Genomic DNA, 18,491 nt, shown 5'->3' on the forward strand with positions numbered 1-18,491 from the left:
GTTACCTTCCTCCAGATGTTCGCTACAGTTCTTTTATTTTCGTTTTCGCTCATAATTGTAATCGAAAACCAACATCTACGCCAAGCTCTGTGCCGAAAAAAACGTCTATGCGTGACGGGGGTAACAGTTTATGTTTAGAATATGTAGAAAGAAGGTTAATAACCGAGGCGGGAACCCATGGAAAATTTTGCAACCATAAGCGTAGAACAGGCCCACCAGCGTTGGCAGCGGGGCGAAGCGGTCCTGGTGGATATTCGCGATCCGCAGAGTTTCGCCGCCGGACATACCCCCGGGGCGTTTCATTTGACCAACGATACCCTGGGGGCCTTTATGCGGCAAAACGATCTCACCCGCCCGGTGATGGTGATGTGCTATCACGGCAATAGCAGCAAGGGCGCCGCGCAGTACCTGCTACAGCAAGGATTCGATGCGGCTTACAGTATCGACGGGGGTTTCGAGGCCTGGCAACAAGCCTTTCCGGGCGAAGTGAATACCCTATCAGGACAATAATCCCTTTCATTTTCCTTCCCGCTTCCTCCGGACCCCCCTGGTCCGGCGTCAAGTTTGAGTATTGTTACGCGCGATCACGCTATTTATGCCCGATTGCCGGATGCCTGAAAGATCATGTTATGATATGCCCCGGCTGCTTATTCCAGCGCCAGCGGTATAGGGCCAGCCGTCATCGCGCGTCGTGGGTTCCCTGATAATAACTCTCAACCTAACTCTCTGATTATTACTACCTAAGGGATAGCGCCAACGCCATGATTCGTGTAACGACCTTGTCTAATCCCCGCTTCGCCCAGGCCTTTATCGACTATATGAAAACCCAGGGCGTGACGATCGAAATGCAACTGCAAGGCAGAATAGCCGAGCTCTGGCTAATCAACGATGAGGAATTGGCCCGGGTCGAGGCTGCGCTTGAGATTTTCCTGCTCGATCCCATGCATCCGCGCTATCAGGCGGCCAGCTGGCATTCTGGCAGCGCCGCTAAAGGCCATTTCCGCTATCAGCCGACTTCATGGTTACCGGCGCTGCGTTCCCAGGCGGGGCCGCTGACCGTCGGGGTGCTGGTAAGCTGCGTATTGGTGTTTATTCTAATGAATATCCTGGGCGATGACGAAGTCATGTACTGGCTGGCTTACCCCGCCGACCCGAGCCGGTACCTGCAGGTTTGGCGCTGGGTAACCCATATTCTGTTGCATTTTTCGCTGCTGCATTTATTGTTCAATGTGGTGTGGTGGTGGTATCTCGCCAGCGCCGTGGAAAAATATCGCGGCATCGTGCCGTTGGCCATCTTGACGCTGCTTGCGGCGATAGTCAGCGGGGTGGTGCAGTCTCATTTCAGCGGCGCCCTGTTCGGCGGGCTGTCCGGTGTGGTGTATGCGCTGATGGGATATGTGTGGTGGTATGGGGAGAAAAACCCCGACAGCCCGCTTATGATGCCGCGCGGGGTAATTGTTTTCGCCCTGTTGTGGCTGATCGCCGGCTATTTCGATATTTTAGGCATCGCCGTTGCCAATGCCGCCCATGTGGCGGGGCTGGTCATCGGATTATTAATGGCTTTCTGGGATACGCGCCATGGGACCGGGGCTGGTCGTCATCGGTAATGTTCTGGCAGCAGGGGATTTAATGTGAAGCAAACGCAGCGGCATGATGCCATTATTGAACTGGTGCGGCGGCAAGGGTATGTCAGCACTGAAGAATTGGTGGAGCATTTTGCGGTCAGCCCGCAAACTATCCGACGCGATCTGAATGATTTGGCCGAGCATAACAAAATCCATCGCCATCACGGCGGCGCTGCCCTGCCTTCCAGTTCGGTCAATACGGCTTACCACGATCGAAAAGGCATGTGGTCGGCGGAAAAAGCGCGCATCGCCCAGCGGGTTGCCAGCCAAATCCCCGATGGCGCGACGTTGTTTATCGATATCGGCACCACGCCTGAGGCGGTGGCCCATGCCCTGATGAACCACAAAAACCTGCGGGTGGTGACCAATAATCTCAATGTGGCCACGTTGCTGACCGCAAAAGAGGATTTTCGCCTGATCCTCGCCGGCGGGGAAGTGCGCACCCGCGACGGCGGGATCATGGGGGAAGCCACTTTGGATTTTATTTCCCAGTTCCGCCTGGATTACGGCATCCTGGGCATCAGCGGCATAGATATGGACGGCTCGCTGCTGGAATTCGATTATCATGAAGTGCGCACTAAACGGGCCATTATTGATAATTCCCGCTGCGTGATGCTGGTTACCGATCATTCCAAATTCGGCCGCAATGCCATGGTCAACCTGGGCAAGATGTCCCTGGTGAACTTTCTGTTTACCGATCAAATGCCCCCGCCGAGCGTGATGAGCATTATCGAGCAGTCCGACGTCAAGCTCGAACTCTGCTGATACCAAAAGCGTATTCCCGGCGGCGATTACGGCAGGTTGCGATCCTCCATCTTCCGCCGCCCGGGACGCTGGGCAAAAAAATTATCAGCTATTGTGCAAAAATCTCCTTCAGCTCTCACCTTTTTAATACCGTTGACTATTCTTTGATCATCGCGAACAAAACCCTATTCTTTTACGATAACTTATAGCGTGGCGATGCCGTCGCAGACGAGGGCAAGCCGTATGAGATATCCCGTAAAAACGACATGCCTGCCTGGCTGTCTTGCCGTTCCCAGTGCCGATCGATTTATAACCAACAGGATAGAGCCGCGTTTATGCCGAAATTAAAACTTGATAAAGCTGCATTCCAATCTGCCCTGGATCGCCAGTGGCAGCGTCTAGGCCTGCAAGGCGCGCAGGAAATGACCCGTTTCCAATGGTGGCAAGCGGTCAGCGCGGCAGTCAACGAACTCATTACCTTGCAGCCTGCGCGCCATGAGGACAAAAAAAATCCCCGCCATGTGAATTATCTTTCGATGGAGTTTCTGATCGGCCGTTTAACCGGTAACAACCTGATTAACCTCGGCTGGTATGACACGGTCAAAAAAATATTGGCAGGGTACCAAATCGATTTGGGCGATTTGCTTGAGCAGGAAACCGATCCGGCCCTGGGCAATGGCGGCTTGGGTCGGCTGGCGGCATGCTACCTTGATTCCATGGCGACGGTGGGGCAGTCGGCCACCGGTTATGGCCTGAACTACCAATACGGCCTGTTTCGCCAGCAATTCGCCGGGGGCCGGCAATGCGAAACGCCCGACGATTGGCATCGCGAATCCTATCCCTGGTTCAGGCATAACCCGGCCTTGACCGTCCGGGTCGGCCTGGGCGGCAAATTGGTCAAAAATGAGCAGGGGCACGCGATTTGGGAACCGGCGTTTACCCTTGACGGCGAAGCCTGGGACTTGCCGGTGGTGGGTTATGAAAACGGCGTTGCTCTACCGCTGCGCCTATGGCAGGCGACCCATCCCCATCCCTTCGACCTTGAGCTGTTTAATGAGGGTAAATTTCTTAAAGCGGAGCAGGCCGGAATCGACGCCGCCAAGCTGACCAAAGTGTTATACCCCAACGATAATCATCTGGCAGGTAAACAACTGCGCCTGATGCAGCAGTATTTTCAGTGCGCCTGCTCGGTGGCCGATATTCTGCGCCGGCATCATCTGGCCGGCCGTTCGATCCAAAGCCTGCCGGATTATGAAGTCATCCAGCTCAATGATACCCATCCGACCATAGCGATTCCTGAAATGTTGCGGGTGTTGCTCGATGAACATCAGCTTTCCTGGCACGACGCTTGGCATATTACTTCGCGCACCTTTGCTTATACCAACCATACCCTGATGCCTGAAGCGCTGGAGCGTTGGGATGAGAAGCTGATCCGTACCCTGCTGCCGCGCCACTTCGCCATTATCAAGCTCATCGACCAAGAGTTCAAAAAGCTGGTGCAGCGCCACTGGCCGGATAACCAGGACGTATGGGCCAAAGTCGCGGTGCATTATGATCGCCAGGTGCGTATGGCCAACCTGTGCGTGGTCTGCGGTTTTGCGGTTAACGGCGTTGCCGCCCTGCATTCCGATTTGGTTAAAACCGATCTCTTCCCCGAATATTTTGAACTGTGGCCCGAGAAATTCCATAACGTTACCAACGGTATTACGCCGCGCCGGTGGTTGAAGCAGTGCAATCCCGCCCTGGCAAAACTGATCGACGACACGATTGGCCAAGGCTGGGTGACGCGGCTGGAAAAACTCAAAGAGCTGGAGCCCTATGCGGAGCAAAAAGATTTCTGTAGCCGGTTCCAGCAAATCAAGCGCGACAATAAGCAACACCTGGCGGCCAAAATCAAGCAATTAACCGACGTCACGGTTAATCCGGAGGCCTTGTTTGATGTGCAAATAAAACGGCTGCATGAATATAAACGCCAGCACCTTAATTTGCTGCATATTTTGTCGCTCTACCGCCAGCTGCGCGACAATCCGGGCCTGGATATCGTGCCGCGGGTGTTTTTGTTTGGAGCCAAAGCCGCGCCGGGTTACGCATTGGCGAAAAATATTATATTCGCCATCAATCAATTGGCGGAAAAGATCAATAACGATCGTAAGATAAACGATCGGCTCAAAGTGATCTTCGTGCCCGATTACCGGGTATCGGCGGCGGAATGGATGATCCCGGCGGCTGATTTGTCGGAACAGATTTCCACCGCCGGCAAAGAAGCTTCCGGCACCGGCAATATGAAGCTGGCGCTTAACGGGGCCCTGACCATCGGTACCCTGGACGGCGCGAATGTGGAAATTGCCGAGCAGGTTGGCGAGGACCATATTTTCATCTTTGGCCACACCGCCCCCGAGGTTAAAGCAATCCTGGCCGGGGGTTATAAGCCCGCCCAGGTGTTGAAAAAAGATAAAACGCTAAAAGGCCTGTTGACCGAACTTGGCAGCGGTGCTTACAGTAACAAACATAAGCATGCGTTCGACCCTTTGCTGCACAGCCTGCAGCAAGGCGGCGACCCGTATCTTGTGCTGGCGGATTTTGCCGCTTATTGCGCGGCGCAGCAGCGGGTGGACGCCCTCTACCGCCGGCCTGATGATTGGACGCGCAGCGCGGTGCTCAACACCGCGCGGGTGGGTTTCTTCAGTTCGGACCGCTCAATTCGCGACTATCAGCAACGTATCTGGCAAGCAAAACGTTAAGGAGCATTGATGGATTCCAAGGTATTGGATCAGGCCGCCGCAAGAGCAGGAATAATTCCGGAATATATCGATGCCTGGGGACAGCGCAAAATCATCAGCCAGGATACTAAACGGCAATTGCTGAACGCCATGGCGGGATTGATCGACGATCACGCCCAATCGGCGCCGATTCCGCCGGTTTGGGTCTTGCGGGCAGGGGAGACGCCGTCGTTGGCGTTGACCCTGAATGGCCAGGTCGAGTGGGTGTTAACCGAGGAATCGGGGAAACAGCATGACGGTATCGCGCAAAACCGCAGCGTGACGCTGCCGGAATCGCTGCCGCTGGGTTATCACCGCCTCACCCTGCGCGCGGATTTGCGGCACTGGAGCTGCCAGGTGATTGTCACGCCGGCGCGCTGCTATGAACCGCCGGCGCTGCTGGCGGGACAAAAACTCTGGGGCGCTTGCGTGCAGCTTTATACCCTGCGTTCCCGGCATAATTGGGGCGTTGGCGATTTTGGCGATTTGGCCTTGATGATCGAGGGCATAGCCAAGCAGGGCGGCGCATTTGTCGGGCTTAATCCGATCCACGCGCTATATCCCGCCGCTCCCGGCTGGGCCAGCCCGTATAGCCCTTCCTCGCGCCGCTGGCTGAATATTATCTATATCGATGTCAGCGCCCTGGAAGATTTCCAGGATAGCGCCGCCGCCCAGCAATGGTTGACGTTGGCGCAGACCCAGGAAATGCTGGCCGCGCTGCGCGGCGGGGATCTGGTGGATTATCCCCGGGTCATGGAATGCAAGCTCGTCGCCTTGACCTATGCTTACGCCCAATTCCGTACCCGCGATGCCGGCGATCCGCTGTGCCGCTCGTTTGACGATTTTATCGTCAGCGGGGGCGAGAGCCTGCTTTTTCAGGCGACTTTCGACGCCCTGCATCGTTTTCTCTCCCGGGAAGGGCACTGTTCCGCGGGTTGGCAGCAGTGGCCCGAGCAGTATCAGCAGGCTGACGGCGCGGCGGTAAGGGAGTTCAGCCGGCAGCACGATGACGACATACGTTTTTTCACTTGGCTGCAATGGCTGGCCACGCGCCAGTTCGACGAATGCTTTCGCCTCAGCCAGCGTCTGAATATGCCTATCGGTTTGTACCGCGATTTGGCCGTGGGCGTAAGCGAAGGGGGTATGGAAACCTGGAGCGATCGGACGCTGTATTGCCTGGCGGCGTCGGTAGGCGCGCCGCCCGATCGGCTGGGACCGCAGGGCCAGAACTGGTGTCTGCCGCCCCAGGACCCGAACGTGTTGATCGCCCGGGCTTACGAACCTTTTATCGACATGCTGCGCGCCAATATGCGCCACTGCGGCGCGCTGCGTATCGATCACGTGATGTCGCTGCTGAGGCTTTGGTGGCTGCCCAGGGACCAAAGCGCCCAGCAAGGCGCCTATGTCAATTATCCGGTGGACGATCTGCTGGCGGTGCTGGCCCTGGAGAGTCAGCGGCAACAATGCATGATTATCGGCGAGGACTTGGGGACGGTGCCCCCGGAAATTACCGAAAAATTGCGTGCCGGGGGGGTGTATTCCTACAAAGTATTGTTTTTTGAACGCACCGACGCCGGCCAATTCCGCAGCCCGGCCGAATATGTGCCGCAGGCGATGGCGACGCTCACCACCCATGATTTGGCCACGCTGCGCGGCTTCTGGGAACTGGAGGATCTGCGCCTGGGCCAGCGGTTGCAGCTTTATCCGGATAACGGCGTTTATCAGCGCTTGTTGGACGATCGCCAGCTCGCGCGCCAGGGTCTGCTCGACGCCATGCACCGCTGGAAATGCATCCCGGTAAAAATGAGCGCCAATGCCGCGCAGGTGGTGATGTCGCCGCTCCTGAACCGCGGCATGCATCGTTATGTGGCGCGCAGCAGCTCCGCGCTGCTGGGGCTGCAGCCGGAAGACTGGCTGGATATGGCTTTGCCGGTCAATGTGCCCGGCACCACCGATCAATATCCAAACTGGCGGCGCAAACTCAGCCGGGAGGTGGCCGAGATATTCGACGATCCCACCATTATTCGTTTACTCAAGGAAGTTAACCGGCTGCGTAAAACGGCGGCGACGCCTAAAGAGTAGTCCGGGGAAATGCGCCGGAGGAAGCCGTGCGCCGAGAGCTGCGCCGGCCCGTTAGTGCGGGCCGGTGAATCAGCGATCGCGGCAAGGTTAGTAAAAAGAGTGCTCGCCGCGCTGGTGTTCGGTTAAATCGCGAACGCCTTTCAACTCCGGGAATTTTTCCAGCAGCTCTTTTTCAATCCCTTCTTTCAGGGTGTAATCGACCATGGAACAGCCGTTGCAGCCGCCGCCGAATTGCAGGATCGCCAGATTGTCGTCGGTAATTTCCATCAGGGAAACCTGGCCGCCGTGGCCTGCCAGCTGTGGGTTAATCTGCGATTGCAGCACGTACTCCACCCGTTCAATCAGCGGCGCGTCATCGGAGACTTTGCGCATTTTGGCGTTGGGCGCTTTGAGCGTCAGTTGCGAACCCAGTTTGTCGGTAACGAAATCAATTTCCGCATCCTGCAGATAAGGCGCGCTCAGTTCATCGACATAGGCGTTGATTTTGTCAAATTTCAGTTCGGTATCGGTGGCTTCCACCGCATCTGGAGGGCAATATGACACGCCGCACTCCGCGGTGGGCGTACCTGGATTAATGACAAAAACACGAATCTGGGTGCCAGGTTCCTGATTGGCCAGTAATTTCGCAAAGTGTTCCTGGGCAGTATCGGTAATCCGGATCATAACATTCACTCAATAGTTGACTAATCTAGTCAGGTTATAATACTCCCAATATCCCGCCGACTACAAGGTTCGGCAAATGCACCAAACCTGCACCGCTTTTGCCCGTTGCATCAGCAGGAGATGGGTAATTTCGTCTGCGGTACTGCCGGTGGTGACCACGTCATCCACCAGCGCCACGGTCCGGCCGGCCACATCGATGGCGCAGCTGAACGCACCGCGTAAGTTACGCCGGCGGGCTCGGGCGTGCAGCATTTGCTGCGGTACGGCGGCGCGGATTCTGGCCAGCCCGGCGCGGTGATATTCAATACCAAGCCAGCGCGCAAGGGGTTTGGCGAGCAGTTCCGTTTGATTATAGCCCCTGCGCCAGTGCCGGTAAGCATGCAAAGGCACGTTTAGTATAAGATCCGGTTTCTCGCATATTTGCAGGCTGCGCTCTTCCTGCCAGCGCAGCAGCAGCAACCGGGCCAATACCTGCGCCAGGCCGGTGGCGCCTTGATGTTTTAATTTTTTCACCAGCAGGCTCAGCGGCGGCTGGTAGGCGCTGACATAGACCAGCGATTCCCAGGGCGGTGATTTTAACAAACAGCGCCCGCAACATTGCCTGCGGCTGCCCGCGGGCAGGCCGCAGCGCGGACAGCTGGTTTCCCGCGCATTGAGCAGGCCATCGGCACAGACACGGCAAATGCCATGGTGATGGAACCATAATGGCTGTTGGCATAGCCAACACAGGGCGTTGATTGTTAGCATGGGGTTTTCCATAACCTTCACTTTCAGGGACTATAACTGATGGCGCCACCGTATTGGCACACCGCAGGCACGGGTTCAATCGATCTTGTGCTGCTCCACGGTTGGGGGCTGAATGCCGGCGTATGGTCTTGCATTGAGGCGCGACTGGCGCCGCATTTCCGGCTGCATATGGTGGATTTGCCGGGCTATGGCCGCAGCCAGGGCTTTGACGCCTTGTCGCTGGCGCAGATGGCGGATGAGGTTATCGCCGGGGCGCCGCCGCGCGCCTGGTGGCTGGGCTGGTCGCTGGGCGGGCTGGTAGCCAGCCAGGCGGCGCTGACCCGGCCGGAACGGGTCAGCGGTCTGATTACCGTGGCCTCTTCCCCTTGCTTTTGCGCCGATGGCGCTTGGCCCGGTATCAGGCCGGAAGTATTAACCGGTTTTGAGCAGCAACTGAATCATGATTTTCAACGCACGGTAGAGCGTTTTTTAGCGTTGCAAACGCTGGGTACCGAAACGTCCCGGGAAGATGCCCGCCGGTTGAAACAGGTCGTGCTAAATCAGCCTTTGCCGACGGTGGCCGCCTTGACCGGAGGGCTGGAAATTTTGCGCAGCGCGGATTTGCGTCATTCTCTGGCGGCGCTGGAGCTGCCGTTGTTGCGTCTTTATGGCTACCTGGACGGGCTGGTGCCGCGCAAAGTCGCCGGTCTGCTGGATATGCTCTGGCCGCGCAGCGACAGCATGATCATACCCAAAGCGGCGCATGCCCCTTTTATTTCCCACCCCGGGCTGTTTTGCCAAACCGTTATTGATTATGTCAACGCGCGGGGATAACCGCGCTTTTAGCTCTTATGTTGTTTACCGCCGGTGCGCGGCGGTAAACAACATACTGTCGATGGGTTAAATGGATAATTTAAAAATGTCTCCTATAGTTAATTAACGTATCCCACCCACGGCGGTGAAAAGTGAAATATATAAAAACTTTTCCTGTGTGATAAAGCAATGATTATTATCTGGCGGGTTATACGCATCCGGAAAATTAAAAATTATAGAGGAAGTCCAATGAAGAAACTTACTTTTATGGCGATGGCCCTGGCCGGCGTTATGTTTTCACTAAACGCGATGGCCGCTGAAGAAATTACCGCTCAGGAAGCGAAGGACAAAGGCTATGAAAAAATCGGCACGGTGCATACCACCGCCAAAACCACCTCGCCGATGGATGCCAAAGCCATACTGTCCGAAAGAGCGGATAAAAAAGGCGGAAAATATTATGTAATCATCGCCGGTCGCGAACACGGTAAATTTAGCGCCACCGCGGAAGTCTATAAATAGTTTTTCGGTCCGCACGGTTTAATTAAATACTGTTTGTATTTTCGTCTATTTCTACGGCGTACATAGCTTACTACGCCGTTTTTTTATTTTATATTTTATCCGCCCGTTTTTTTACACGGCGGCCGCCGGTTCTCAATGTTATCTACCCTGCGGCCACGGTCATGCCCCACTCTTCGTTACTCTAAAGCTAATGGTCGGACCCGTGGGTTAATTGATGCCCATTCCCCGCCCCGCCTACACTGCCTCTACCGTTTATTAATGCTGTCCCATTTTGCGACAGTACATGAACCGAGGAGGTCTACCATGCCGCTTCATCAAGCGTCCCCAAGAGTCTGGGATACTCGCCGCACTGAGAAAAAACGCCGGCTGGACCTGGTCCGCGCCGTGGCCGATGGCAAAGTGCTGCCTACCGACAAAATAACCGCCGTGCTTGAAACGCTGATTGCGCCGGGCGACCGCGTCGTGCTGGAAGGCAATAACCAAAAACAGGCTGATTTCCTGGCGCGTATGCTGGCCAAGGCCAGTCCGGAAAAATTACACGATTTGCATATGCTTATGCCCAGCGTAAGCCTGTCGGAGCATCTCGATCTGTTTGAAAAAGGCATTGCCCGCAAGTTGGATTTCGCTTTTTCAGGCCCGCAAAGCCTGCGCATTTCGCAGCTGTTGGAAGATGGGCAACTGGAAGTCGGCGCCATACACACCTATATCGAACTGTATGCCCGCCTGTTTGTGGATTTGGTGCCTAATATCGCGCTTATCGCCGGTTTCAAGGCTGACCGCAAAGGCAATCTTTATACCGGTCCCAGCACGGAGGATACCCCGGCGCTGGTGGAAGCCACGGCGTTTAAAGACGGTATCGTTATCGCCCAGGTTAATGAACTGGTGGATGAAGAATGCGACTTGCCGCGCGTGGATATCCCCGGTTCATGGATTGATTTCGTGGTGGTGGCGGATCGGCCGTTCTTTATCGAGCCGCTGTTTACCCGCGACCCGCGCCTGATTAAACCGGTGCATGTGTTAATGGCGATGATGGCCATTAAAGGTATTTATGCCGAGCATCAGGTGAAATCGCTGAACCACGGTATCGGTTTTAATACCGCGGCTATCGAACTGCTGCTGCCCACTTACGGCGAACGCCTGGGACTGAGGGGCAAAATCTGCCGGCACTGGACCCTTAATCCCCATCCGACCCTGATCCCCGCCATCGAAAGCGGCTGGGTTGAAACCGTGCACTGCTTCGGCGGCGAATTGGGTATGGAAAATTATATTGCCGCCCGCCCGGATATCTTTTTCACCGGCGCCGATGGGTCCATGCGTTCCAACCGCGCCTTCTGCCAGTTGGCCGGTCAATATGCGGTGGATATGTTTATTGGTTCGACCTTGCAGATCGATGGCCTGGCCAATTCGTCCACCGTGACCCGCGGCCGCCTCTCCGGTTTTGGCGGGGCGCCGAATATGGGCCATGACCCGCACGGTCGCCGCCACGCCACTCCCGCCTGGCTGGATATGATTGAAGAACCCGATCCGATGCAGCCGGGCCGCAAGCTGGTGGTGCAGATGGTCGAAACCTTCCAGGCGGGCGCCAAACCTTCGTTTGTGGAAAAACTCGAAGCGGTGGAGGTCGGCCAGTCGGCGGGCATGCCGCTGGCCCCGGTCATGATTTATGGCCAGGACGTGACCCATGTGCTGACCGAAGAGGGTATTGCTTATCTCTATCGGGCGCGTTCGATGGAAGAACGTCGGGCGATGGTGGCGGCGGTGGCGGGCATTACCGATATCGGCTTAGGCGTCGATGCCAAACGGGTGGCCGATTTGCGCCGCCGCGGCCTGGTGGTTTATCCCGAGGATATCGGTATCCGGCGTGCCGAAGCCAGCCGTTCGCTTTTGGCCGCCGGCAGTATCGCCGACCTGGTTGAATGGTCCGGCGGGTTATACCAGCCACCGGCAAAATTCCGGAGCTGGTAATGAAAACACAGCTCTCGCAACAGCCTTTGCCCGCGTCCCTATTATGGTCCCGCCATGCCGAGCGGCAGGCCGCCAGGCTCTCCGCGCTGGCGGTGCGTTCACTGTTGGAAGAGGCCCGGCTCAGCCCTAAACCGGGCCTGGTGGATAGCCGCGGCGCCGGGGCGCATCACGATCTCGACCTGGCCCTGATGGAGCGCTCCGCCCACAGTTTGCAGCCGACATTTTATCGCCTGGCCCTGCATAGCTGGCTGCGCCCGGCGGATGCGGCGCTGCGCCAGGAAATCGGCAGGCAGGGACGGTTGGGAGAGCAACATATGCTGGCCGCTACCGGCGGCGTGAATACCCATCGCGGCGCGATTTGGGCGCTGGGATTATTGGTCAGCGCCTGTGCGATGCTCGGCGGCACGGGCCCGGTGGCGATGATTACCGGCGGCGCGGCGCGATTGGCCGCCCTGCAGGATACCTTTAGCCCCAGGGGTTTTAGCAAAGGGCAGCGTGCCGTCCAGCGTTACCGGGTGCCCGGCGCCCGCGAAGAGGCGGTATGCGGTTTCCCGCACATTACCCAGCGGGCGCTGCCGCAGCTGCGGCAAAGCCGCGGCGAGGGCGCCAGCGAACCGCAGGCCCGGCTGGATGCGTTAATGGCCATTATGTGCACCCTGACGGACACCTGCGTTCTCAACCGGGGCGGCATGCCGGCGCTAACCGCCATGCATCGGGGCGCCGCGGCGGTGTTGGCCGCGGGCGGCACCGGCCGGCCAGCGGGGCGCGACGCGCTGGCCGATCTGGATCGACGTATGCTGCGCGACAATGCGTCGCCGGGCGGCGCGGCCGATCTCCTGGCGGCCACCTTTTTCCTCGATTGGGTTAGCGCCTAATCAATTACATCATCGAGAGGATGTTATGGAACGAATTGAATTGCATTTTCCGGCTAGCGACACGTTACCCGCCAAGGCGCTGGCAGGCGTAGTCGGGTCCGGCGATCTGGAGGCTATCTTCCAGCCGGCCGGCGGCGGCAAGCTGCAGGTTATTATCCGGTCGTCCGTCGACGGCGGTCATCAGCGTTGGCAGCACCTGTTTGATCGGATCAACGCGGCGCGGCCATTACCGGCCGGGCGGTTGGATATCAATGATTTCGGCGCCACGCCTGGCGTGGCCCGTCTACGTATTGAGCAGGTTTTCGAGGAGGCCAGCCATGTCTGACAGAATCAGTTTTATTGAACTCGGCGCCCGCGAGAGGGCGCGCGCCATGCTGGACGCAGGCAGCTTTCGCGAGCTGCTCGGCCCCTACGAGCAAATTACCTCGCCCTGGCTGGAGCCGCAGGGAATCGTACCGCAGGCCGACGACGGCATGGTGGTGGCCAAAGGCACCATGGGGGGTAAATCCACGGTAGTGGTCGCCATTGAGGGGGCGTTCCAGGGCGGCAGCATGGGTGAAGTGTCTGGCGCAAAAATGGCCGCGGCGCTGGAGCTGGCGGCGCTGGACTGGCGCAAGGGCATTGAAACCCAGGCGGTATTGCTGCTGGAAACCGGCGGAGTTCGTTTGCAGGAAGCGAATCTCGGCCTGGCCGCGATTGCCGATATTCATGCCGCTATCGTGGATTTGCGCCGTTATACGCCGGTTATCGGCATTGTCGCCGGCACCGTGGGCTGCTTTGGCGGCATGTCCATCGCCGCGGCGCTTTGCAGCCGGCTTATCGTCACCCGTGAAGCCCGGCTGGGGTTAAACGGCCCGCAGGTTATCGAGCAGGAAGCGGGCATTGAAGAGTATGACTCCCGCGATCGGCCGTTTATCTGGAGCATGACCGGCGGTGAAGTGCGTTATCAGGCCGGCTTTGTCGATGCCCTGGTGGCCGATTCCCTGGACGAGGTGAAACGGACCACGTTGGACTTTCTGCGCCAGGGGATGCCGGGTCGGCTGCGCACTGACGATTACCGCTATTACCTGGACAAACTCAATCATTTCGACACGCGCCAACAGGTGGATAAGCCGCGGGTATTGGCGCTGTTCAACCGGGAGGATCGCTCATGAATACGACTTATCTTAGCCGGGGAGATTACTGGTTTTCCCTGCTAACCGCCGGCGCGCGGCCCCATGCGGGCCTGTGCGCCTCGGTTAAAGCGGCGGACGGCGAGATCGCCGGCCGGCCGGCACGCTATATCGCCGTGGTGCCCGATGCCGCTAATCATTTTCCGCGCGCCGCTCTTGGCGAGGTGGGCTTGTTGGAAGGCTGGGCCTTGGATTGGGTGGTCAGCGAAGCCGTGGCGCAGGACGCCGATAAGGCCGAAAAGCGCGCTATCGTGGCGATTGTCGATGTTCCGAGCCAGGCTTATGGCCGACGCGAAGAGGCTTTCGGTATCCATCAGTCGCTGGCGGGGGCCGCCGCGGCCTATGCCAAGGCTCGTCTGGCAGGTCATCCGGTGATTGCTTTGATTGTCGGTAAAGCCATGTCAGGCGCTTTCCTGGCGCATGGCTACCAGGCCAACCAGCTTATCGCCTTTAACGACCCCGCCGTGATGGTTCATGCCATGGGCAAGGAGTCCGCCGCCCGTATCACCTTGCGCTCGGTAGCGGCGTTGGAAAACCTGGCCCAAACCATTGCGCCGATGGCCTATGACATCGAAAACTACGCTACGCTGGGCCTGCTGGCGCAACTGTTGGATATAGCCCATCCCGACCAGGCCGGCGAAGACGAGATCCGGCGGGTACGCGCCGCCCTGGCCGATGCCGTCGATAAAGCCGGACGGCAAGGGATCGATCTGTCCAACCGCCGGGGCGCCGACAACCGGCGCAGCTCCCAACTGGTCAGGGAACGTATGCACCAGGAATGGTAGGGCGCCGTAGCAGCAGATAGCTATGCCGGGCAAGCGTCCCGGGTAGCGGTTCCGCCAACAGTACCGGCAACACCTGCCGCAATCCGATCGCGACCGTATCAGGACCGGGATAGCCCTTCGGCTGTCCGGGCCCTGCTGCATGCCGTAATCGGCCAGCGTAAAACAAAAAAATACATCGCACCGGTATCAAAACAAAAAAAATTCATCAGATTACAGGTGGTTATATGACGTACATTATTATTCATGCCCTGGCGCCGATTTTTGTGATTATGTTGCTGGGTTTTTACGCCGGCAAGGCAAAAATGGTGGTAAACAGCAACGTTTCACTGCTCAATGTCTTCGTGATGGATTTTGCGCTACCCGCCGCGCTGTTCAGCGCCACGGTGCAAACTCCCTGGCAGGGCATACTCAGCCAGTCGCCGCTGATTTTGCTGCTAGTGCTTTCCATGTGGATAGCCTATGCCGCGCTTTATTTGGTTTGTGTCAAAATCTTCAAGAAGTCGCCCCAGGATGCGGCGGTGTTAACCCTAACGGTGGCCCTGCCGAACTATGCCGCGCTGGGACTGCCGATTTTAGGCAGCGTATTGGGTGATAATTCCAGCACCTCGCTATCGGTGGCGGTTTCCATCGCCTGCGGCTCGGTGCTGATGACCCCGTTTTGCCTGCTGATCCTGGAGCGCGAAAAGGCCCGTGCCAGCGGCGAAAATCATGCTTCAGCGCTGATGTTGCTGCCGGTATTGATGTGGCGCTCGGTGACCAAGCCTATCGTCTGGGGACCGCTGCTCGGCGTGCTGCTATCGGCCATCGGCCTGAAAATGCCGGAAATCGTGCTGGCCTCAATTAAGCCCCTGGGCTTGTCCGCCACCGCCTCGGCGCTATTTCTGACCGGCGTGATCCTTTCAGCCCGTAAATTGAAAATCAACGCGCCCGTGCTGGTTTCCTGCATAACCAAGAATCTGATCCAGCCCTTTATCACCTGGGGATTACTGGTGGCGTTCGGCATTACCGGTCCGCTGGCCGTGACCGCGGTGCTGATGGTGGCCCTGTCGGCGGGTTTCTTCGGTATCGTGTTCGGTAATCGTTTTGGCGTACAGTCGCCCGACGCCGAGGCTACGCTGTTGATCAGTTCAATCCTGTGTATCCTGACCTTACCGCTGTTTATCTCTTTGACCGCCGGTTTGTAGCCGGCAGGAGCGATCATGGTATCCATCCGAGCGCATGATTTGCTGTGGATCGGCCACCCCGGCCAGCTGCGCTGGCAGCAGCCCGCGCCATCGTGGGTTGATGCCCACTGGTGCGCCGGATTGCCGCTGGTAGCGCGCCGGGATGTCGGCCGGCCGGATTTGCTGCCGGTGGGTATCCGGGGCGGGGAGCGCTCGCAGCGCGCGGCGGCCTGGGTAGCGCCCACGGCGGTGATTTATCGGGTCAGTCCCGAGGCGCTGGTCGCCGGTCTTGTTGCCGGCGGCCCGCGGGCTGAATGGCAGCAAATACCGGGCCGGCCGGTGGCCGATTTACCTCCCGAGGCGCGGGAGTTGCCGGTGATGCGGGCATTGCTCGCTTTGGCCGCCACGCGGTGGCCCTGGCGCTGGGGAGTCACCGGCAGCTGCGGTTATATGCTGGCCACCGGTTTAACCGTCAGCACGGCGGACAGCGATCTTGACCTGCTGATCCGTTGCCCGGACCCGCGGGCCAGGGAAGATTTCGCCCCGTTGCTGGCGGCCATCGCCGCTTTGCCGTGCCGGGTGGATATTCAACTCGATACCCCGATGGGAGGCATGGCGCTGCTGGAATGGCTGCGCGGCGCCAGCGTAATGATAAAAACCGACCGCGGCCCCGTGATAACCCGCGATCCCTGGGATGTTTCCACGGACCAGAGAAGCTTATGAAAATTCTGCTGACATTTCCCGGCCAGGGACCGCAGGTTCCCGGCATGCTCCACGATCTCCCGGATACCGATGATGCCCGCGACCTGTTAAGCCGGGCCACGTCGGTCCTGGCCGAACCGGTTTTGCAACTGGACAGCCCCGACGCGCTGCGCTCCACCCGCGCCGTGCAGCTATGCCTGTTTATCACCGGCGTGGCCTATGCGCGGCAGGTATTGCACACCGGCATCGGGGTTGATTTTACCAGCGGGCTATCCATCGGCGCGTTTGCGGCGGCGGTGAGCGCCGGCGCGCTATCCTATGAGGACGGCCTGCGGCTGGTGGCGCTCAGGGGGGAATTGATGGAACAGGCTTATCCGCGGGGATATGGCCTGTCGGCGATCGCGGGGCTGCCGCAATCGCAAATAGAACGCATCATTGCGCAGGTACACGGCGCGGACCTGCCGGTGTATCTTGCCAATCTCAACGCCGACGATCAGTTCGTCATCGCCGGCAGCGAAGCGGCCATGAGCCGGGTCTGCGAGCTGGCCCGCGGACAAGGCGCCAGCCGCACCCGGCGTCTGGCGGTAAGCGTACCGTCCCACTGCGAACTGCTGAACGAGCCGGCGCATAAATTAGCGGACGCCATGGCGGGGGCGGTGTTGCAACGGCCCGGCATCGCGTATCTAAGCGGCAGCACCGGGCGCGTATTATGGCAGCCGCAACGCATCGCCGAGGATCTGGCGCTGAATATGGCGCGGCCGGTGCATTGGCGGGATGCCATGGTCAGCGCCTATCAGCGCGATGTGCGCCTGGCGATCGAAATGCCGCCGGGGGCGGTGTTGACCGGCCTGACCAAACGGGTAATGGAACAGGGCGAGGCGCTGGCCCTCAGCCAGAACCCACTGTCGTTAATCAAGACGCTGGCCGGACGGTTGACGGGACGGTAACGGCTTTTTCGGCGGCCGGAGCGTCGCCGGCATCACGGCGGCTGAGCGCATACATCCTGCCTTCGGCCACCAGCGCCAGCATCTCGGGATCGCGCTCGCGGTTGCGGGCGAAGACCAGCGCAATGGTCTGGCGCATCTGGTAAGGCGCCGCCAGCGTCAGCAGGCGTACCGAATGCTCGTAAATCCGCTTCATCCGCCCGGGCAGCAGGGTATGGCCGACCCCTGCCTGCACCAGATTAATCATGGAAAAAATATCGTTAACCCGGGTGACGATCTGCGGTTCGAATCCCGCCACGTGAAACGCTTCCTGAAAGCCGTGATAGGTAGCGAAACCTTCGGTCAAAGAGACAAATTTTTCGTGCCGGAAATCGCGCAGATCCGCCGGCCCGGCCATAACGGCGGATGACGATGACGGCGACGCCAGGTAGATATCATCCTTGAATAGCGGCAGGGTTTCGAAGCGGGCCGGGTCTATTTGTGTGTCGCTGATCGAAATCAGGATGGCATCCAGCTGCTGATCTTCAAGCTTGACCAGCAGATCCTGATTTGATCCCATCAGCAACTCCAGCTCCAGGGCGGGCCGCCGCAATTTTAACCCCATGATCAACTGCGGAATAGTATCTAGCGTCAGGGAATACATGGTGCCTAATTTCAGCCGGCCCTGGCCGATGCCGCCGCATTTGCGGGTTTCTTCGATGCCGCGGCGCATCAAATCCGAGACTTCACGCGCATATTCCGCCAGGGTTTCCGCGGCGGGCAGGGGGGTAAGGTTTCGCCCCTGGTGGACAAACAAAGGACAGCGCACGCCTTCTTCCAGCGTATGCAGCGCGCGATGAACGCTTACCGTGCTTAAACCCAGCTGTTCGGCGGTGCGGCTGATATTACGTTTATCCATGAACGCCAGAAAGATTTGCAGCTTGCGAAAGGTGATATCGTTATCAATCATACGGC

General features: G+C 58.3%; 18 protein-coding genes. 15 read left to right on the plus strand and 3 right to left on the minus strand.

Going from position 1 to position 18,491, the window contains the following annotated elements; genetic code table 11:
* Window positions 1–177: 177 nt before the first annotated feature.
* The 5 genes from glpE (at window position 178) to malQ (ending at window position 7,210) form a co-directional block, all read left to right on the plus strand.
* Entirely contained in the window at window positions 178–510 is a 333-nt protein-coding gene (gene glpE, locus ACL2XP_RS00690) for a thiosulfate sulfurtransferase GlpE (protein WP_413736700.1), read from the plus strand.
* A 251-nt stretch (window positions 511–761) separates the two neighbouring features.
* Window positions 762–1,607 carry a rhomboid family intramembrane serine protease GlpG gene (glpG, locus tag ACL2XP_RS00695; RefSeq protein ID WP_413736701.1) on the plus strand — a complete coding sequence of 282 codons (846 nt, stop codon included), beginning with the start codon at window positions 762–764 and terminating at the stop codon, window positions 1,605–1,607.
* Between the two features lie 24 nt (window positions 1,608–1,631).
* Window positions 1,632–2,390: a DeoR/GlpR family transcriptional regulator gene (locus tag ACL2XP_RS00700; protein ID WP_413736702.1), complete on the plus strand. Its 759-nt coding sequence runs from the start codon at window positions 1,632–1,634 to the stop codon at window positions 2,388–2,390.
* Between the two features lie 314 nt (window positions 2,391–2,704).
* Window positions 2,705–5,110, plus strand: a complete 2,406-nt coding sequence (gene malP, locus ACL2XP_RS00705) for a maltodextrin phosphorylase (protein WP_413736703.1) — start codon at window positions 2,705–2,707, stop codon at window positions 5,108–5,110.
* 9 nt (window positions 5,111–5,119) lie between these two features.
* Complete coding sequence (gene malQ, locus ACL2XP_RS00710) at window positions 5,120–7,210, plus strand: 4-alpha-glucanotransferase (RefSeq protein ID WP_413736704.1); 2,091 nt, start codon at window positions 5,120–5,122, stop codon at window positions 7,208–7,210.
* 87 nt (window positions 7,211–7,297) lie between these two features.
* On the opposite strand, the gene nfuA is transcribed toward malQ, so the two are convergent.
* Together nfuA and gntX are read right to left on the minus strand one after the other, a co-directional pair.
* Window positions 7,298–7,873 carry a Fe-S biogenesis protein NfuA gene (gene nfuA / locus ACL2XP_RS00715; RefSeq protein ID WP_413736705.1) on the minus strand — a complete coding sequence of 192 codons (576 nt, stop codon included), beginning with the start codon at window positions 7,871–7,873 and terminating at the stop codon, window positions 7,298–7,300.
* 60 nt (window positions 7,874–7,933) lie between these two features.
* Window positions 7,934–8,620: a DNA utilization protein GntX gene (gene gntX, locus ACL2XP_RS00720; protein WP_413736706.1), complete on the minus strand. Its 687-nt coding sequence runs from the start codon at window positions 8,618–8,620 to the stop codon at window positions 7,934–7,936.
* A gap of 39 nt (window positions 8,621–8,659) precedes the next feature.
* On the opposite strand from gntX, the gene bioH reads away from it, so the two are divergent.
* The 10 genes from bioH to mdcH all read left to right on the plus strand — a co-directional run bounded on the left by bioH (window position 8,660) and on the right by mdcH (window position 17,540).
* On the plus strand, window positions 8,660–9,433 hold the full coding sequence (gene bioH / locus ACL2XP_RS00725) for a pimeloyl-ACP methyl ester esterase BioH (protein WP_413736707.1): 774 nt from the start codon (window positions 8,660–8,662) through the stop codon (window positions 9,431–9,433).
* 228 nt (window positions 9,434–9,661) lie between these two features.
* On the plus strand, window positions 9,662–9,931 hold the full coding sequence (locus ACL2XP_RS00730; RefSeq protein WP_413736708.1) for a YdgH/BhsA/McbA-like domain containing protein: 270 nt from the start codon (window positions 9,662–9,664) through the stop codon (window positions 9,929–9,931).
* A 303-nt stretch (window positions 9,932–10,234) separates the two neighbouring features.
* Window positions 10,235–11,896: a malonate decarboxylase subunit alpha gene (gene mdcA / locus ACL2XP_RS00735; RefSeq protein ID WP_413736709.1), complete on the plus strand. Its 1,662-nt coding sequence runs from the start codon at window positions 10,235–10,237 to the stop codon at window positions 11,894–11,896.
* Window positions 11,896–12,771, plus strand: a complete 876-nt coding sequence (locus tag ACL2XP_RS00740; protein ID WP_413736710.1) for a triphosphoribosyl-dephospho-CoA synthase — start codon at window positions 11,896–11,898, stop codon at window positions 12,769–12,771. The genes mdcA and ACL2XP_RS00740 overlap by 1 nt, the downstream gene beginning before the upstream one ends.
* A gap of 25 nt (window positions 12,772–12,796) precedes the next feature.
* On the plus strand, window positions 12,797–13,096 hold the full coding sequence (mdcC, locus tag ACL2XP_RS00745; protein ID WP_413736711.1) for a malonate decarboxylase acyl carrier protein: 300 nt from the start codon (window positions 12,797–12,799) through the stop codon (window positions 13,094–13,096).
* Window positions 13,089–13,925 carry a biotin-independent malonate decarboxylase subunit beta gene (locus tag ACL2XP_RS00750; protein WP_413736712.1) on the plus strand — a complete coding sequence of 279 codons (837 nt, stop codon included), beginning with the start codon at window positions 13,089–13,091 and terminating at the stop codon, window positions 13,923–13,925. Before mdcC ends, ACL2XP_RS00750 begins: the two co-directional genes overlap by 8 nt.
* Window positions 13,922–14,728: a biotin-independent malonate decarboxylase subunit gamma gene (mdcE, locus tag ACL2XP_RS00755; protein ID WP_413736713.1), complete on the plus strand. Its 807-nt coding sequence runs from the start codon at window positions 13,922–13,924 to the stop codon at window positions 14,726–14,728. Before ACL2XP_RS00750 ends, mdcE begins: the two co-directional genes overlap by 4 nt.
* A gap of 224 nt (window positions 14,729–14,952) precedes the next feature.
* On the plus strand, window positions 14,953–15,912 hold the full coding sequence (locus tag ACL2XP_RS00760; RefSeq protein ID WP_413736714.1) for an AEC family transporter: 960 nt from the start codon (window positions 14,953–14,955) through the stop codon (window positions 15,910–15,912).
* Between the two features lie 15 nt (window positions 15,913–15,927).
* The gene (locus ACL2XP_RS00765) at window positions 15,928–16,614 is read left to right on the plus strand and encodes a malonate decarboxylase holo-ACP synthase (protein WP_413736715.1); all 687 of its coding nucleotides are present in this window, start codon (window positions 15,928–15,930) and stop codon (window positions 16,612–16,614) included.
* The gene (gene mdcH, locus ACL2XP_RS00770; protein WP_413736716.1) at window positions 16,611–17,540 is read left to right on the plus strand and encodes a malonate decarboxylase subunit epsilon; all 930 of its coding nucleotides are present in this window, start codon (window positions 16,611–16,613) and stop codon (window positions 17,538–17,540) included. Before ACL2XP_RS00765 ends, mdcH begins: the two co-directional genes overlap by 4 nt.
* Here mdcH and ACL2XP_RS00775 read toward each other — a convergent pair.
* A complete protein-coding gene (locus ACL2XP_RS00775) occupies window positions 17,506–18,486 on the minus strand; it encodes a LysR family transcriptional regulator (protein ID WP_413736717.1) in 981 nt (326 codons plus the stop codon). The two genes, mdcH and ACL2XP_RS00775, sit on opposite strands and share 35 nt — an antisense overlap.
* Window positions 18,487–18,491: the final 5 nt, after the last annotated feature.

The organism is Sodalis sp. RH21, from assembly GCF_047324175.1.
GTDB lineage: Bacteria > Pseudomonadota > Gammaproteobacteria > Enterobacterales > Enterobacteriaceae > Acerihabitans.

Coding starts and splice junctions, on each gene's coding strand:
- glpE (WP_413736700.1), top strand. CDS start 178: ATGGAAAATTTTGCAACCATAAGCGTAGAACAGGCCCACCAGCGTTGG.
- glpG (WP_413736701.1), top strand. CDS start 762: ATGATTCGTGTAACGACCTTGTCTAATCCCCGCTTCGCCCAGGCCTTT.
- malP (WP_413736703.1), top strand. CDS start 2,705: ATGCCGAAATTAAAACTTGATAAAGCTGCATTCCAATCTGCCCTGGAT.
- malQ (WP_413736704.1), top strand. CDS start 5,120: ATGGATTCCAAGGTATTGGATCAGGCCGCCGCAAGAGCAGGAATAATT.
- nfuA (WP_413736705.1), bottom strand. CDS start 7,873: ATGATCCGGATTACCGATACTGCCCAGGAACACTTTGCGAAATTACTG.
- gntX (WP_413736706.1), bottom strand. CDS start 8,620: ATGCTAACAATCAACGCCCTGTGTTGGCTATGCCAACAGCCATTATGG.
- bioH (WP_413736707.1), top strand. CDS start 8,660: ATGGCGCCACCGTATTGGCACACCGCAGGCACGGGTTCAATCGATCTT.
- ACL2XP_RS00730 (WP_413736708.1), top strand. CDS start 9,662: ATGAAGAAACTTACTTTTATGGCGATGGCCCTGGCCGGCGTTATGTTT.
- mdcA (WP_413736709.1), top strand. CDS start 10,235: ATGCCGCTTCATCAAGCGTCCCCAAGAGTCTGGGATACTCGCCGCACT.
- ACL2XP_RS00740 (WP_413736710.1), top strand. CDS start 11,896: ATGAAAACACAGCTCTCGCAACAGCCTTTGCCCGCGTCCCTATTATGG.
- mdcC (WP_413736711.1), top strand. CDS start 12,797: ATGGAACGAATTGAATTGCATTTTCCGGCTAGCGACACGTTACCCGCC.
- ACL2XP_RS00750 (WP_413736712.1), top strand. CDS start 13,089: ATGTCTGACAGAATCAGTTTTATTGAACTCGGCGCCCGCGAGAGGGCG.
- mdcE (WP_413736713.1), top strand. CDS start 13,922: ATGAATACGACTTATCTTAGCCGGGGAGATTACTGGTTTTCCCTGCTA.
- ACL2XP_RS00760 (WP_413736714.1), top strand. CDS start 14,953: ATGACGTACATTATTATTCATGCCCTGGCGCCGATTTTTGTGATTATG.
- ACL2XP_RS00765 (WP_413736715.1), top strand. CDS start 15,928: ATGGTATCCATCCGAGCGCATGATTTGCTGTGGATCGGCCACCCCGGC.
- mdcH (WP_413736716.1), top strand. CDS start 16,611: ATGAAAATTCTGCTGACATTTCCCGGCCAGGGACCGCAGGTTCCCGGC.
- ACL2XP_RS00775 (WP_413736717.1), bottom strand. CDS start 18,486: ATGATTGATAACGATATCACCTTTCGCAAGCTGCAAATCTTTCTGGCG.